General features: G+C 63.7%; 12 protein-coding genes. 11 read left to right on the top strand and 1 reads right to left on the bottom strand.

From position 1 onward, the window contains the following. Window positions 1-13: 13 nt before the first annotated feature. The gene (locus tag Y88_RS16520; RefSeq protein ID WP_008071291.1) at window positions 14-526 is read right to left on the bottom strand and encodes a MarR family winged helix-turn-helix transcriptional regulator; all 513 of its coding nucleotides are present in this window, start codon (window positions 524-526) and stop codon (window positions 14-16) included. Between the two features lie 230 nt (window positions 527-756). On the opposite strand from Y88_RS16520, the gene Y88_RS16515 reads away from it, so the two are divergent. From Y88_RS16515 to Y88_RS16465, 11 genes are all read left to right on the top strand, one after another. Then, window positions 757-1,527 carry an SDR family NAD(P)-dependent oxidoreductase gene (locus tag Y88_RS16515; protein ID WP_026166905.1) on the top strand — a complete coding sequence of 257 codons (771 nt, stop codon included), beginning with the start codon at window positions 757-759 and terminating at the stop codon, window positions 1,525-1,527. 12 nt (window positions 1,528-1,539) lie between these two features. Further along, on the top strand, window positions 1,540-2,322 hold the full coding sequence (badI, locus tag Y88_RS16510; RefSeq protein ID WP_008071280.1) for a 2-ketocyclohexanecarboxyl-CoA hydrolase: 783 nt from the start codon (window positions 1,540-1,542) through the stop codon (window positions 2,320-2,322). Between the two features lie 264 nt (window positions 2,323-2,586). Further along, window positions 2,587-3,747 carry a cyclohexanecarboxyl-CoA dehydrogenase gene (gene aliB / locus Y88_RS16505; protein ID WP_008071278.1) on the top strand — a complete coding sequence of 387 codons (1,161 nt, stop codon included), beginning with the start codon at window positions 2,587-2,589 and terminating at the stop codon, window positions 3,745-3,747. 27 nt (window positions 3,748-3,774) lie between these two features. Next, a complete protein-coding gene (locus Y88_RS16500) occupies window positions 3,775-5,445 on the top strand; it encodes a cyclohexanecarboxylate-CoA ligase (protein ID WP_008071276.1) in 1,671 nt (556 codons plus the stop codon). After that, the gene (locus Y88_RS16495; protein WP_008071275.1) at window positions 5,442-7,493 is read left to right on the top strand and encodes a 3-hydroxyacyl-CoA dehydrogenase NAD-binding domain-containing protein; all 2,052 of its coding nucleotides are present in this window, start codon (window positions 5,442-5,444) and stop codon (window positions 7,491-7,493) included. The genes Y88_RS16500 and Y88_RS16495 overlap by 4 nt, the downstream gene beginning before the upstream one ends. Continuing rightward, window positions 7,490-8,692 carry a 3-oxoadipyl-CoA thiolase gene (gene pcaF / locus Y88_RS16490; RefSeq protein WP_008071273.1) on the top strand — a complete coding sequence of 401 codons (1,203 nt, stop codon included), beginning with the start codon at window positions 7,490-7,492 and terminating at the stop codon, window positions 8,690-8,692. The genes Y88_RS16495 and pcaF overlap by 4 nt, the downstream gene beginning before the upstream one ends. 20 nt (window positions 8,693-8,712) lie before the next feature. After that, on the top strand, window positions 8,713-9,933 hold the full coding sequence (locus tag Y88_RS16485) for an acyl-CoA dehydrogenase (RefSeq protein WP_008071271.1): 1,221 nt from the start codon (window positions 8,713-8,715) through the stop codon (window positions 9,931-9,933). A 13-nt stretch (window positions 9,934-9,946) separates the two neighbouring features. After that, a complete protein-coding gene (locus tag Y88_RS16480) occupies window positions 9,947-10,693 on the top strand; it encodes an electron transfer flavoprotein subunit beta/FixA family protein (protein WP_008071269.1) in 747 nt (248 codons plus the stop codon). Between the two features lie 2 nt (window positions 10,694-10,695). Continuing rightward, window positions 10,696-11,622 (top strand): electron transfer flavoprotein subunit alpha/FixB family protein, encoded by a 927-nt coding sequence (locus Y88_RS16475; RefSeq protein WP_008071267.1) that lies wholly within the window; start codon window positions 10,696-10,698, stop codon window positions 11,620-11,622. Between the two features lie 6 nt (window positions 11,623-11,628). Next, complete coding sequence (locus Y88_RS16470; RefSeq protein ID WP_008071265.1) at window positions 11,629-12,066, top strand: acyl-CoA thioesterase; 438 nt, start codon at window positions 11,629-11,631, stop codon at window positions 12,064-12,066. 156 nt (window positions 12,067-12,222) lie between these two features. Continuing rightward, complete coding sequence (locus Y88_RS16465; protein ID WP_018075637.1) at window positions 12,223-14,574, top strand: TonB-dependent receptor; 2,352 nt, start codon at window positions 12,223-12,225, stop codon at window positions 14,572-14,574. Window positions 14,575-14,634: the final 60 nt, after the last annotated feature.

The raw sequence follows: 14,634 nt of genomic DNA, 5'->3' as shown, positions 1-14,634 counted from the left end.
CCTCGCGCGGCGCCTACTTTCCGCCGGTGGGGTCGGGGTCGATCGCCTTGAAATTGCGGAGCATCTTGTCGAGGTAGTGGACGAGGTGGATCTTGTCCTCAGTCGAAAATCCGGCCAGCGCCTCGCGGTAATAGTCGGCAATGACTGGGCGCATGTTGGCGTCCCACAAGCTGCGCCCCTTGGCTGTCAGCAGGATCAGGCGCGATCGGCTGTCCTTGGGGTCCACCACGCGTTCGATATAGGCCATGGCTTCGAGCCGTTGCAGCACACCCGCCAGATTCTGGCGGCTGACCAGAAGGAACGTGGCAAGGTCGCCGACCGCGACACCGGGCACGAAGGTCGGGCGGGTCAGTGCGCCCAGAACGGCCCATTGCTGCGTCGTGATCGAGTGCGCCTCCAGCGCCTTGGTCCCGGTTTTGTGCAGCATGTTGGTGCATTGATAGAGCCGGAAGAACAGCCGGTTGCTGAGCCCCCACGACAGATCGCGGGCCTGATCGGGGATTGGCGTGGCTGGATCGTCGTTCATTTCTGCATTGTGTCTGCGCATCTCGGGAAGGTCAAGCAAGGCATTGCGGGCTTTTTTTGTGAAAGAACGTAAATATATTGACATAAAATCCGGCGCGGTTATCCCTGTCTTCAAGAGATCGATCGGCAGATTCGCTCAAGGCCCCGAGAAAGGGGCGGCGCCAGCCGACAGGATGCGGACGTCCGGCCTTCCGATCCCCTCAGGGGCCGGGCGAAGAGAGGAGAGATGCTGTGCGAGGTTTGAAAGGAAAGGTCGTTGTCGTGACCGGCGGCGGCGGCGGTATCGGGTCCGCCACCTGTCTGCGCTTTGCCGAGGAAGGTGCGCGCGTCGTCGTTGCCGATGTCAGTGCAGAGGCAGCGGGGAAAGTCGTCGATGCGATCATGGCCGAAGGTGGTGAAGCAACCGCGCTCGTCGTCGATCTGACCGATTATCAGGCGGTGGCTGCGGGCATTGCCGATCTCGAAGCGAATTTCGGGCCGGTCGATGTGCTGGTCAACAACGCAGGTTGGGACCTCTTCGTCCCCTTCCTCAAGTCCGAACCCGATTTCTGGACGAAGATCATCGACATCAATCTGCGCTCGGTGCTCAACATCACCAAGCCGGTCGTCGCCTCGATGGTGGCGCGCGGGAACGGCGGCCGGGTCGTGTCGATCGCATCGGATGCGGCGCGCGGCGGATCGTCGGGGGAATCGGTCTATGCCGCGTGCAAGGCCGGGGTCATCGCCTTTTCCAAGACATTGGCGCGCGAACATGCCCGCCATGGCATCGTCTTCAACTGCGTCTGCCCGGGCGTCACCGAAACCGGGATGCTCGAGAATTTCATGGAAGCGGCGGGCGACAAGGAAAAGCTGCGCACGGCCTTTACCCGCGCGGTTCCGCTCGGTCGCCTCGGCAAGCCCGAGGATTTGCCCGGCGCGATCCTGTTCCTGTCGAGCGACGACGCATCCTTCATCACCGGCCAGGTCATTTCGGTGTCCGGCGGCCTGACCATGCACGGCTGAGGAACCCCTTTCATGGCATATACCGACATTCTCTATGAACTGCGCGGCGGTGCGGCGTGGATCACGATCAATCGTCCCGACAAGTACAATGCCTTTCGCGGGCATACCGTCGATGAACTGATCCATGCGTTCCAGACGGCGGGCTGGGACCGCGATGTGGGTGTGATCGTGCTGACCGGTGCGGGGGACAAGGCGTTCTGCACCGGGGGCGACCAGTCGGCCCATGACGGGCAGTACGACGGGCGTGGCGTCATCGGCCTGCCTATCGATGAATTGCAAAGCCTGATCCGCGATGTGCCCAAGCCGGTCATTGCCCGCGTCAACGGCTTTGCCATCGGCGGCGGCAATGTGCTGGCGACCATCTGCGACCTCACCATTGCGTCGGACAAGGCGCAGTTCGGGCAAGTGGGGCCCAAGGTCGGCTCGGTCGATCCGGGGTTCGGAACGGCCTATCTCGCCCGTGTCGTCGGGGAAAAGCGCGCGCGTGAGATCTGGTACCTCAACAAGCGGTACTCGGCGCAACAGGCGCTCGACTGGGGCCTCGCCAATGCGGTCGTCCCGCACGAGGAGCTCGATGCCGAAGTCGATCGCTGGGTCGCAGAACTGATGGACCGCTCGCCGACCGCGCTCGCGCTCGCCAAAGTCTCGTTCAATGCCGACAGCGAGAATATCCGGGGCATTTCCGCGATGGGGATGCGCGCGCTCAGCCTCTATTACGATACCGACGAAAGCAAGGAAGGCGGCGTGGCGTTCCGGGAAAAGCGCAAGCCGGATTTCCGACGCTTCGGAAAATGATGCCGATCGGATTGCGCTTCGCCTGAACGAAGTGTCATGATGACAACGAAACAACAAGAACAAGCAAGGGACAAGAGGATGATGACTGAAGGGAGCTGCGCGTCGTTCTGACCCGGCCCGGTGTCGGGCCCGGCTGCATGATGGCTATCCTGATCGGTATCGACGGGCACTTGCGCCGTATCGGCGGCGCGAGCGGCGCGATCGCGTCCCCGTCGCGTCCTCCTCTCCCTTGCCGGTTCGGTGATCGAACCAGAGGGATCTCCAATGTACCCGACCGTTTTCGACAGTGATGATCTGGTCGCCCTGCGCGATCTGGCCCGCAAGTTCGCGACCGAACGGCTTGCCCCGGGATACCGCGCACGGGAAACCACTGGGGCCTTCGGCGCCGACCTCGTGCGGGAAATGGGCTCGCTCGGCCTGATCGCGCCGGAATTGCCCGAGGAATTCGGCGGGCTGGGCGCGGGCGCGATCTATTCGGGCGTGATTATCGAGGAAATCGGGCGAGCCGATTTCAATTTCGGCTACGTCAACATTCTGGGGTCGCTCAACGGGCAGATCCTGGCCAATTTCGCCAATCCCGAGATCAAGCGGCACTGGTTGCCCCGGCTGATTGCGGGGGAATGCATGGTGGCGATCGCCCTGACCGAACCGCGCGGCGGGTCGGACGCGGCCAATCTCGGGCTGCGGATGGAGCGGGACGGGGACCACTATGTCATCAACGGGGAAAAGACCTCGATCTCCTGCGCGGATCAGGCTTCGGGCGCGGTGGTCTTTGCCCGCACCGGCAGCGTCGAGGACAAGGCGCGGGGCATTTCGGCCGTGTTCGTGCCGATGGATACGCCGGGCGTCAGCACCACGCGCTTTCACGACATGGGTCAGCATTGCGTCGGGCGCGGCTCGATCTTTTTCGACAATGTGCGCGTGCCGGTCGATCACTTGCTGGGCGGAGAGAACCAGGGCTTTGTACAGGTCATGCAGGGGTTCGATTTCTCCCGCTCGCTGATCGCGTTGCAGTGCCTGGGTACCGCGCGTCAGTCGCTGACCGAGACATGGGACTATATTGGCGGGCGCAAGGCTTTCGGAAAGCCGCTGGCCGCGTTTCAGGGGATCACCCACCAGCTTGCCGATTTCGACACCAAAGTCGAAGGCGCCCGGCTGCTCAGCTACAACGCGCTCTGGCTCAAGGATCGAGGCCTGCCCCATGTTGCCGAAGCGGCCATGGCCAAGTGGTGGCCCCCGCTGCTCGCCTATGAGACGATCCATGCCTGCCTGCTGATCCACGGCCATGCCGCATGGTCGACCGAGCTGCCGTTCGAGCAACGCCTGCGCGATGTGCTCGGGCTTCAGATCGGCGACGGCACCGCGCACATCATGAAGAACATCATCGCCCGCGAACGCGCGGGACGCGTGGCGGTTTCCGCCTGACCACATAATCCGGGAGCCGGGACCGTCATGAAATTCGATGCCGTCCTGATCGAACCGCGCAGAGCGGAGATGGAAGCGCAGGGCTATTGGCCGGGCAAGACGCTGCTTGATTATTTCGAGCAGTTCCTGGCCGCCAAGCCCGACGATCTCGCGCTTACCAGCGTTATCGCCGCGACCGGTGCGCGTCGCGACCTGACTTATGCGCAGATCGATGCGCTGGCCTGGCGCGCGGCCGTTGCTCTGCACCGGATGGGGCTGGGGCGTGACGATGTGCTTGCCTGCCAATTGCCCAATTCGTGGGAATTCGTGGTTCTTTATGTTGCCTGTCGCCGTTTGGGCGTGGTGTTCAATCCGGTCATGCCGATCTTCCGCGAACGGGAGCTGGGCTTCATGCTGCGCCATGGCGAGGCAAAGGCGATCGTCGTCCCGCACCGGTTCCGCAATTTCGACCATGTCACCATGATCGAGGGGCTGCGCGGGGATCTGCCCGATCTCGCCCATGTCATTGCCCTTGGTGATGAGGGTGATCTGGGCGAGCGGGCGGTGGGCTTTTCCGCGCTGCTCGATCCGGCGCTCGACCATGGGGTGGAAGCCTTGCGCCCGATCAGCGAACGCGACCGGGGCGATGCCGACGACGTGTGCCAGCTGATCTATACTTCGGGCACCACCGGTGAGCCCAAGGGGGTCATGCATACCGCCAACACCATGTATTCCAATCTGGTCGCTTATGCCGACCGGCTCGGGCTGGGGGAGGGGGACGTCATGCTGATGGCCTCGCCCATGGCGCACCAGACGGGGTTCATGTACGGCCTCTTGCTGCCGGTCATGCTTGGCGCGCGCATGGTTCTGATGGATGTGTGGGACAAAGTCCGGGCCGCGCACCTGATCGCATCGGAACGCATCAGTTTCACCATGGCGTCCACGCCATTCCTGCTCGACCTTGCCGATGCAGTCGAGGAAACCGGAACGGACTCATCGGCCTTGCGCATATTCCTGTGCGCCGGGACCGCCATTCCGGGGGCTCTGGTCGAACGCGCGCATCGCGTTCTGGGAACCAAGATCATTTCGGCCTGGGGCATGACCGAGAACGGCGCGGTGACTGTGGTCGCTCCGTCCGATCCCGACGAACGATCGGTCAACAGCGACGGCTTTGCCTTGCCCGGGATGGAGTTGCAGCTCCGCGATGTCGATGGCCGCGTGCTGGGCCCGGGTGAGGAAGGCGAACTCTATGTACGCGGCTGTTCCAACTTCGTCGGCTATCTCAAGCGGCCGGAATGGAACAATACCGATGCCGACGGCTGGTTCGACACCGGCGACATCGCCCGGATCGATGCGCAAGGCTATATCCGCATCTGCGGCCGGTCGAAGGACGTGATCATTCGCGGCGCGGAAAACATCCCCGTCGTCGAAGTCGAGGCGCTGCTCTACAAGCATCCCGCGATCCGGCAGGTCGCCATCGTCCCTTATTCTGACGAGCGGTTGGGGGAACGGGCCTGTGCCTGCGTTGCGGTCAAGCCCGGCCATGACTTCGACTTTGCCGGGCTGAAGCGGTTCCTCGACGGACAGCACCTCGCGCGCCAATATTATCCCGAACGGCTCGAAATCATGGACGAATTGCCCACCACCGCGTCGGGCAAGATCCAGAAATTCATCCTGCGCGATCTTGTCCGCGCCCGTATTGCGGAGGAAACGGCATGACCGGACCTGTCCGTCTTTCCCTTGCCGGGGGCATCGCCCATGTCGTCATCGACAATCCGCCGGTCAATGTAACGTCCGAAGCGGTGCGGGCGGGGCTGATGCAGGCTTTCGATACCGTGGAAGCGCAAGGCGCGGACCGCGTCATTCTGACCGGCGCGGGCAAGGCCTTTGTCGCCGGGGCCGATGCGCGCGAATTTTCCTCTGCGCCCCGACCGCCGCATTTGCCCGACGTGGTCGCCCGGATCGAGGCTTTCCCGGTTCCCGTCGTGGCGGCAATCAACGGCGTCGCGCTGGGCGGCGGGCTGGAACTTGCTCTGGCCTGTCATGCGCGGGTCGCGGCCCCTTCGGCCAGTCTCGGCTTGCCCGAAGTCACGCTGGGCGTGGTGCCCGGTGCAGGCGGGACGCAACGCTTGCCGCGCCTGATCGGCCTCGGTCCGGCGCTGACCATGATTGCGCAGGGGAGCAGCGTTTCGGCAGGGGAGGCCCTCTCGCTCGGGCTCGTCGATGCGGTGGACGAGGATGTGGTTGCGGCTGCGCAAACCCTGCCTTTGCCCGATCGCCTGCCGACCGGCTCCTTGCCCGCTCCGCTCGGGGATGAGGCTGCCCTTGCTGCTGCCCGTGCCGGAGCCGCGCGGCGGATGCCCGGACAGGTCGCGCCGATCCGGGCGATCGAACTGGTCGCTGCGGCCTGCCATCTGCCTCTGAACGAAGGGCTGGCGATGGAGCGCGCGACGTTTCTCGCGCTCAAGACTTCCGATCAGGCAGCCGCGCTGCGCCATGTCTTTTTCGCCGAGCGTGCGGCCATGGCTCAGACTCGCAAGGGTGAGGGCGCGGAGATCGCATCGGCGGTCGTGGTTGGCGGCGGCACCATGGGCGCCGCGATTGCCTATGCCCTGTCGTCGGTCGGCATTGCCGTGGCGATGGTCGAAACCGATGCTGCGGGGATCGAGCGGGCACAGGGCAATGTGGGCAGGCTCCATGCCGACGCCGTATCGCGCGGCAAGATGAGCGCCGAAACCGCAGCCCGGCGCATGGCCGAGCGATACACCTGGCATGTCGGCTATGGCGATTTGCCCCCCGCCGACATTGCGGTCGAGGCGGTGTTCGAGGACTTGGCCGTCAAGGCGGGGGTCTTTGCCGCGCTCGACGCGTCCTTGCCCGAGATGACCATTCTGGCGACCAATACGTCCTATCTCGATGTCGACCGACTGGCGGGGACAGTGCGGGCGCCCGAACGCTTCATCGGCCTGCATTTCTTCAGCCCGGCCCATGTGATGAAGCTGCTCGAAGTGATCCGGGCGCAGACGACTTCGCCCGCGACGCTTGCGACGGCCATGCGGCTTGCCGGGCGGCTGGGGAAAATCCCGGTTCTGGCCGGGGTCTGCGACGGCTTCATCGGCAATCGCATCCTGACCCGCTATCGCCAGACTTGCGACATCATGCTGCTCGAAGGGGCGCTGCCCTGGCAGGTCGATGCTGCCATGCGTGGGTTCGGCATGGCGATGGGGCCTTACGAAGTACAGGATCTGTCGGGTCTCGACATCGCGTACGCCAATCGCAAACGGCTCGGCTGGCGGACGAAAGCGGGATTTCGCTACGTGCCGATCGCCGATCGCATTGTCGAGGAAACCGGGCGACTGGGGCGCAAGACCGGCGCGGGCTGGTACGACTATGGGGGCAAGGCGGGACGGCCCGCTGCCATTGTCGAGCGGATCGTCGTCGAGGAATCCGCGCGCGCCGGGATCGCGCGTCGCGCCTTTGCGGACTCGGAAATCGTCGAGCGCGCCACCACGGCGATGATCGAGGAAGGCTGGCGTATTCTCGACGAAGGCATCGCGGCCACTCCGTCCGACATCGATCTGGTTCTGGTCCATGGCTACGCGTTCCCGCGCTGGCGGGGCGGACCGATGCACTATGCGCAGGCCCTGGGTCTGGAAACGGTACGCGCGCGGATTGCCGCCTATGCGGACGAGGACCCGTTGTCCTGGGGTGTCCCAGCCGCGCTCGACCGCGCCATCGAGCGGAATACTTGCGGAGAAGCAGCATGAGCGAAGCATTCCTGTGCGACACCATTCGTACGCCCATCGGTCGTTATGGTGGCGCGCTGGCGACGGTCCGGGCCGATGATCTGGCGGCGATCCCGCTGGCGGCCTTGCTGGCGCGCAATCCCGGGCTCGATCCGGCGGCGATCGACGAAGTCTGGATGGGCTGCGCCAATCAGGCGGGCGAGGACAATCGCAATGTCGCGCGCATGGCGCTCCTGCTCGCAGGCCTGCCGGAAACGGTGCCGGGGGTGACGGTCAACCGCTTGTGCGGTTCGGGGCTGGAAGCGGTGGCAGCCGCCGCGCGCGCGATCCGCGCAGGGGAAATCGAGCTTGCCGTGGCAGGAGGCGTTGAAAGCATGACCCGTGCGCCGCTCGTCATGCCCAAGGCATCGGGGGCCTGGTCGCGACAGGCGGAAATTTTCGACACGACCATTGGCTGGCGCTTCGTCAACCCGCGCATGGCAGCTGCCTATGGCACCGATTCCATGCCGGAAACGGCCCAGAACCTTGCCGACGAGCTGGGGATCAGCCGCGAGGACCAGGACGCCTTTGCCTTGCGCTCGCAGCAAAAGGCGGCTGCCGCACAGGCCAGCGGGCGCCTTGCCGTTGAAATCGTGCCGGTCACGGTTGCAGTGGGACGCGGCAAGACGGTCGAGGTTGCGATCGACGAACATCCCCGCGAAACGACCCTTGCCGACCTTGCCCGGCTCAAGCCGATCACCCGGCCTGACGGGTCGATCACGGCGGGCAATGCCAGTGGCGTCAACGATGGTGCCGCAGCCTTGCTGGTTGCCTCGGAAAGCGCGGTGAAGCGTCATGGATTGACCCCGCTGGCGCGGATCGTGGGCGGGGCGTCGGCAGGGGTAGCACCGCGTGTCATGGGGATCGGCCCGGCTCCGGCAGTGCGCAAGCTGCTCGACCGGACGGGCGTCGGGATCGATGTGATCGACGTGATCGAACTCAACGAAGCGTTCGCGGCGCAGGGACTTGCCGTGTTGCGCGCGCTCGGCGTTGCCGACGCTGACCCTCGCGTCAATCCCAACGGCGGGGCGATCGCATTGGGGCACCCGCTGGGCATGAGCGGCGCCCGCATTGCCGGATCGGCCGCACTGGAACTCGCGCGCGGCACTGGCCGTCATGCGCTGGCGACCATGTGCGTCGGCGTCGGGCAGGGGGCCGCGCTGCTGCTCGAAAGAGTCTAGGATTCAATGGAGAAAAGAACATGACCGAGACGAGGACGCTGAGGGCCAAGGATGCTCCGGATCTGGCTCGGTTCGAGTGGGACGACCCGTTCCGCCTCGAATCCCAGCTTTCCGAAGAAGAACGCATGCTGCGCGATGCTGCACGCGCCTATGCTGCGGAAAAACTGCAACCGCGCGTGATCGCCGCCTTTCGCGATGAGACCACCGATCCGGCAATTTTTCGCGAAATGGGCGAAATGGGGCTGCTCGGCCCGACCACGCCGGAAGCCTATGGCGGGATCGGGGCGTCCTATGTCGCCTATGGCCTGATCGCCCGCGAAGTGGAACGGGTGGATTCTGGATACCGCAGCATGATGAGCGTGCAGTCGAGCCTCGTCATGTACCCCATCTATGCCTACGGCACCGAGGAGCAGCGGCTGAAATACCTGCCTCGGCTGGCGAACGGGGAATGGATCGGCTGTTTCGGCCTGACCGAGCCCGACGCGGGATCGGACCCGGCGGGGATGAAGACGATCGCGCGCAAGACTGCGGGCGGATATGTCCTCAACGGCAGCAAGACGTGGATTTCCAACGCGCCGATCGCGGATGTTTTCGTCGTCTGGGCCAAGAGCGAGGCCCATGGCGGCAAGATCCGGGGCTTCGTTCTGGAAAAGGGGGTGAAAGGCCTGTCCGCGCCCAAGATCGCGGGCAAGCTGTCTCTGCGCGCTTCGATCACCGGCGAGATCGTGATGCAGGACGTGGAAGTGGGTGAAGACGCGCTCTTGCCCCATGTCGAAGGGCTCAAAGGGCCGTTCGGTTGCCTCAACCGCGCGCGTTACGGCATTTCGTGGGGTGTTCTGGGGGCTGCGGAATTCTGTTTCCACGCGGCGCGGCAATATGGGCTCGACCGCAAGCAGTTCGGAAAGCCTTTGGCCGGGACGCAGCTTTTCCAGTTGAAGCTGGCCGACATGATGACGCAGATCACGCTGGGGCTACAGGCTTCGTTGCAAGTCGGGCGTCTGCTCGACCGGGCTGAGGCGGCGCCCGAGATGATCTCTCTGGTCAAGCGCAACAATGCGGGCAGGGCGCTCGAAATCGCGCGGATGGCCCGCGACATGCACGGCGGCAACGGCATTCAGGAAGAATACCAGGTCATCCGCCACATGGTGAACCTCGAAACGGTCAATACCTACGAGGGGACGCATGACATCCACGCCCTGATCCTCGGGCGCGCCATCACCGGCCTTCAGGCCTTTTTCTGACACGAGGTGGGCAATGAAAGTTCTGGTCCCGGTCAAGCGGGTGATCGACTACAACGTCAAGGCTCGCGTCAAGGCGGACGGGTCGGGTGTCGATCTCGCCAATGTGAAGATGTCGATGAACCCCTTCGACGAAATCGCGGTCGAGGAAGCTATCCGGCTGAAAGAACGGGGTGTCGCAACAGAAGTGCTGGTCGTGTCCATCGGCGCGAAGCAGGCGCAGGAAACCTTGCGCACGGCGCTCGCGATGGGTGCGGATCGCGCGATCCTGATTGAAACCGACGATGTGGAGCCGCTCGCGGTCGCAAAGCTTCTGGCAAAGGTCGTTGCCGAGGAAGAGCCCGGCCTTGTCCTGACCGGCAAGCAGGCGATCGACAATGACATGAATGCCACCGGGCAGATGCTTGCGGCGCTGCTCGGGTGGCCGCAGGCGACTTTCGCGTCGGCGGTGACGGTCGAGGGCGATGGCGTGACCGTCACTCGCGAAGTCGACGGCGGGTTGCAGACGATCCGCCTGCGGCTTCCGGCCGTGGTGACGGCGGACTTGCGGCTCAACGAGCCGCGCTACGCCAGCTTGCCCAATATCATGAAGGCCAAGTCCAAGCCGTTGGCAACGCGTGTGCCCGCCGATTTCGGGGTCGATATCACGCCGCGTCTGACGGTGGTGGATACCCGCGAACCGGCGGCGCGCAAGGCGGGGATCAAGGTGGGTTCGGTCGAGGAACTGGTCGCGAAATTGCGCGATGAAGCAGGAGTGCTCTGACCATGACGGTATTGTTGATGGCCGACATGCGCGATGGCGCGCTGGGTGTGGATGCGACGGCCAAGGCTCTGGGTGCGCTTGCCGGATTGAGCGAGGTTCATGTCCTGGTCGTGGGCGAAGGGATCGGTGATGCCGCGGTTGAGGCTGCCGGATTGGCCGGGGTGACAAAGGTTCTTGCTGCCGACAGTGCGGCGCTGGGCAAGGGACTGGCCGAGCCTCTGGCGGATCTGATTGTCTCGCTCGCAGGCGATTACACGCATATTGCCGCGCCCGCGACGGCGGTCGCCAAGTCGGTCCTGCCGCGTGTCGCCGCTCTTCTTGACGTGATGATCATTCCCGACGTGATCGAGGTTGCGGGCGAGGATCGTTTCGTCCGGCCGATCTATGCCGGAAATGCGATCCAGACAGTGACTTCGGCCGATCGGATCAAGGTCTTCACGATCCGCACCGCGACGTTCCGCGCGGTCGGGGCAGGGGGCCCGGCTCCGGTCGAAACGGTTGCGGTGCCGTCCGGAAGCGGATTGTCGGAATGGGTCGCCGATGAAGTGGCGGTCAGCGACCGGCCGGAACTGACGGCGGCGCGGGTGGTCGTCTCGGGCGGTCGCGGGCTGGGCTCGCAAGCCAATTTCGCCCTGATCGAAGGCCTTGCCGACAAGTTGGGCGCGGCGGTCGGTGCCTCGCGCGCGGCGGTCGATGCCGGATTTGCACCCAACGATTGCCAGGTGGGGCAGACCGGTAAAGTCGTTGCGCCCGAGCTTTATCTCGCGGTCGGGATTTCTGGCGCGATCCAGCATCTGGCGGGGATGAAGGATTCCAAGGTCATCGTTGCGGTCAACAAGGACGAAGATGCGCCGATCTTCCAGGTCGCCGATTACGGCCTTGTCGGGGACCTGTTTCAGGTCGTGCCGGAGCTCGTGGCGAAAGTCTGACGCCCCATGTTGCGCACCGGCGTTCCCTTTACCGTGCAGCGGCGTGTCAGCTTCGTCGACTGCGACCCGGCGGGCATTGCCTATACCGGGCGGCTCGTCGACATCGCGATCCAGTCGATCGAGGTCTTCTGGCACGCGGTCCTCGACGGGCAGGGCTGGTATGAATTGCAGGAAGAGCACGGACTCGGCATGCCTTTCGTGCAGTTGGAAAGCCGGTTTCGCAGTCCGGTGACGCCGCGCGGGCTGCTTGACTGCACGGTCGAGCCGGTGGCGCTCGGGCGAAGTTCGGTCTCGTTCTGCGTCACCGCGCAGCAGGATGGGCTGCACTGTTTCGAATTGCGCAGTGTGTCGGCCTTTGTCGCCATTCGCGACCGGGCGCCGACGCCCATTCCCGATTGGGTTCGTTCGGCCTTTCGCCGATATTATCCCGCCCTTTCCCAGTAACTTGGACGTCAATGCGACGGGTCGTTGCAGGTTGATATAGCAATGCATTGACATTGCGTATGTATATGACAATGTATTTGCATAAATAGAAAACTCGCCAGCGACGCCAAAAAGTCGCGGCGGGACAGAGGATCGTATTTTGGGAGGAGTATGCCGATGAAACGCAAGGGCATGATTTGTCTGTTTTTCTCGACCGGTCTCTTGACCGGCGTGACCCCGGTCCTGGCTCAGGACGCCGCTCCGGCCCAGCCGCAGGCAGATGCCGCAACCGTTGGGGAAATCATCGTAACTGCGCAAAAACGCAGCGAATCCATCAATAACGTCGGCATGGCGATTTCCGCACTCGGCGGGGCCGATCTCATCAAGAAGGGCATCGCGGACACCGGCGATCTTGCCAAAGTGGTTCCCGGGTTCGTGTATACGCAAAGCCAGAAGGGCGCTCCGGTCTTCTCGTTGCGCGGGGTGGGGTTCTACGAGGAAAGCCTCGGCGCGTCCCCTGCGGTCAGCATCTATGTCGATGAAGTCGGCTATGCCTTTCCGATTACGGCAAAAGGGGCGAGCATCGACCTTCAGCGCGTGGAAGTGCTGAAAGGGCCGCAGGGCACTTTGTTCGGGCAGAATTCAACAGGCGGCGCGGTCAACTATATCGCGGCCAAGCCGACGCAGGATTTCACCGCGGGGATCTATACCTCGGTCAACAATTTCGGACGGGTTCAGGTCGGTGGGCACGTTTCGGGCGGGATCACCAATACCTTGACGGTGCGCCTTGCCGGGGAAGCGACCGAAGGCGGCGCGTGGCAGAAAAGCGTGTCGCGCGGAGATCGCAACGGATCGGCCGATATTCTCAAAGGGCGCTTCCTGGCCGAATGGAAGCCGAGTTCGACGTTCAAGGTCTCGCTCAACCTCAACGGCTTTCGCGATCGTTCGGACTCGCTTGCCGCTGCGCTGGTCGCGGTGACGCCGCAGACGCCCTCGCGCGCCAGTGCGGCGCTGCTTGCCCAGACGCCGGTTCCGGCCCGGCCGGGGCTGGTCGAATGGTCGCCGCAAGCAAAGCTGCGGGTCGATGAAAACTTCGTGCAGGGGGCGTTGCGCATCGATGCCGAACTGATGCCCGCGCTCAAGCTGACCTCGATCACCTCCTTGTCTCATTTCGACCTCAGCGATTATCGCGATACCGACGGCAGCGTGCTCAATGTCTTTGCCGTGCAGCAGGTCGGGCGCATCAACAGCTTTTCGCAGGAATTGCGCGCGTCGGGCGCCACGGCGGACGGGCGCCTGCAATATGTCGCGGGCGGTTTCTATGCTAACGACCGCACTTGGGAAAACAATCGGTCGATCCTGCCCGACAGCACCAGCGCCAATCCCTTTGTCGCGATCACCGGCGCGCCGTTCCTGGGCGTGGAAGTTCCAACCAACCAGAAGACCTTGACCAAGGCCGTGTTCGGCAATGTCGATTTCAAGCTCAATTCGTGGATCTCCTTCCATGCAGGTGCGCGCCACACCTGGTCGAGCGTGGATTTCAGCGGGTGCATGAAGGATATCGATGGTCTCTTCGCACCGGGCGCCAATCTGATCCTTGGCCGGATCAATCCCGGCGCGTCCCCGGCGCAGGCCTATTCCTGCGTCACGGTCCTGCCCGACAAGACTGTCGGCAGCCCATATGCCGCCAGTCTCGACGAGCAGAATACGTCGTGGCGGGCCGGCCTCGATCTCAAGCCTGCGCGCGGCACGCTTGTCTATGCAACGATCAGCCGGGGCTACAAGTCGGGGAGTTTCCCCAATATCAATGCCACGACTTATGCCTCGTTCCAGCCGGTGAAGCAGGAATCGCTGACCGCCTATGAAGTGGGGCTCAAGTCGAACCTGGGCACGCATATCGCCCATCTCGACGCCTCGGTTTTTTACTATTCCTATCGCAACAAGCAGTTCCGGGGGCGCATTGTCGATCCGCTCGGCGTGTTCGGGGCGGTTGAGGCGCTGGTCAATGTGCCCAAGTCGCGGGTCGTCGGGGCCGAAGCGAGCCTGCGTGTCGATCCGATCCCCAGTTTGACTCTCAATACCGGGGTCACGTTCCTCGACACCAAGGTGACGTCGAGCTTCGACAACTACAATCCCTTCGGCGCTCCGGCCAATTTCCAGGGCGAAGCCTTTCCCTTCACGCCGAAATGGACGGTGCAGGGGGGCTTTGAATATCACCACGCGGTGACGCAGCGCCACGAGGTCTTCATCGGTGGCAATGCTTCGTACCGTTCGGCAACTTCGAGCGCATTCGGCGCCGTCGCTCCCGCTTCGCTCTATCCCTACAGTCTCTTGCGCGTCGCGCCTTATGCTCTGGTTGATGCGCAGGCAGGGATCCGCAGCAGCGACGGGCACTGGCAGGCAACGGTGTTCGTGAACAATCTCTTCAACAAGTATTACTGGACCGACGCTTTCCGCCAGATCGACAACGTCTCGCGGCACATCGGCGAACCCCGCAGTTTCGGCCTGCGCTTCAGCCACGACTTCTGACTGCCCGAAACCTCTCCTTCACCCTGACTTCCGGCGCACATCACCCGATGTGCGCCGGAT

The sequence above is a fragment of the Novosphingobium nitrogenifigens DSM 19370 genome (assembly GCF_000192575.1).
GTDB lineage: Bacteria > Pseudomonadota > Alphaproteobacteria > Sphingomonadales > Sphingomonadaceae > Novosphingobium > Novosphingobium nitrogenifigens.
This window is presented reverse-complemented; position numbering and strand designations above follow the sequence as displayed.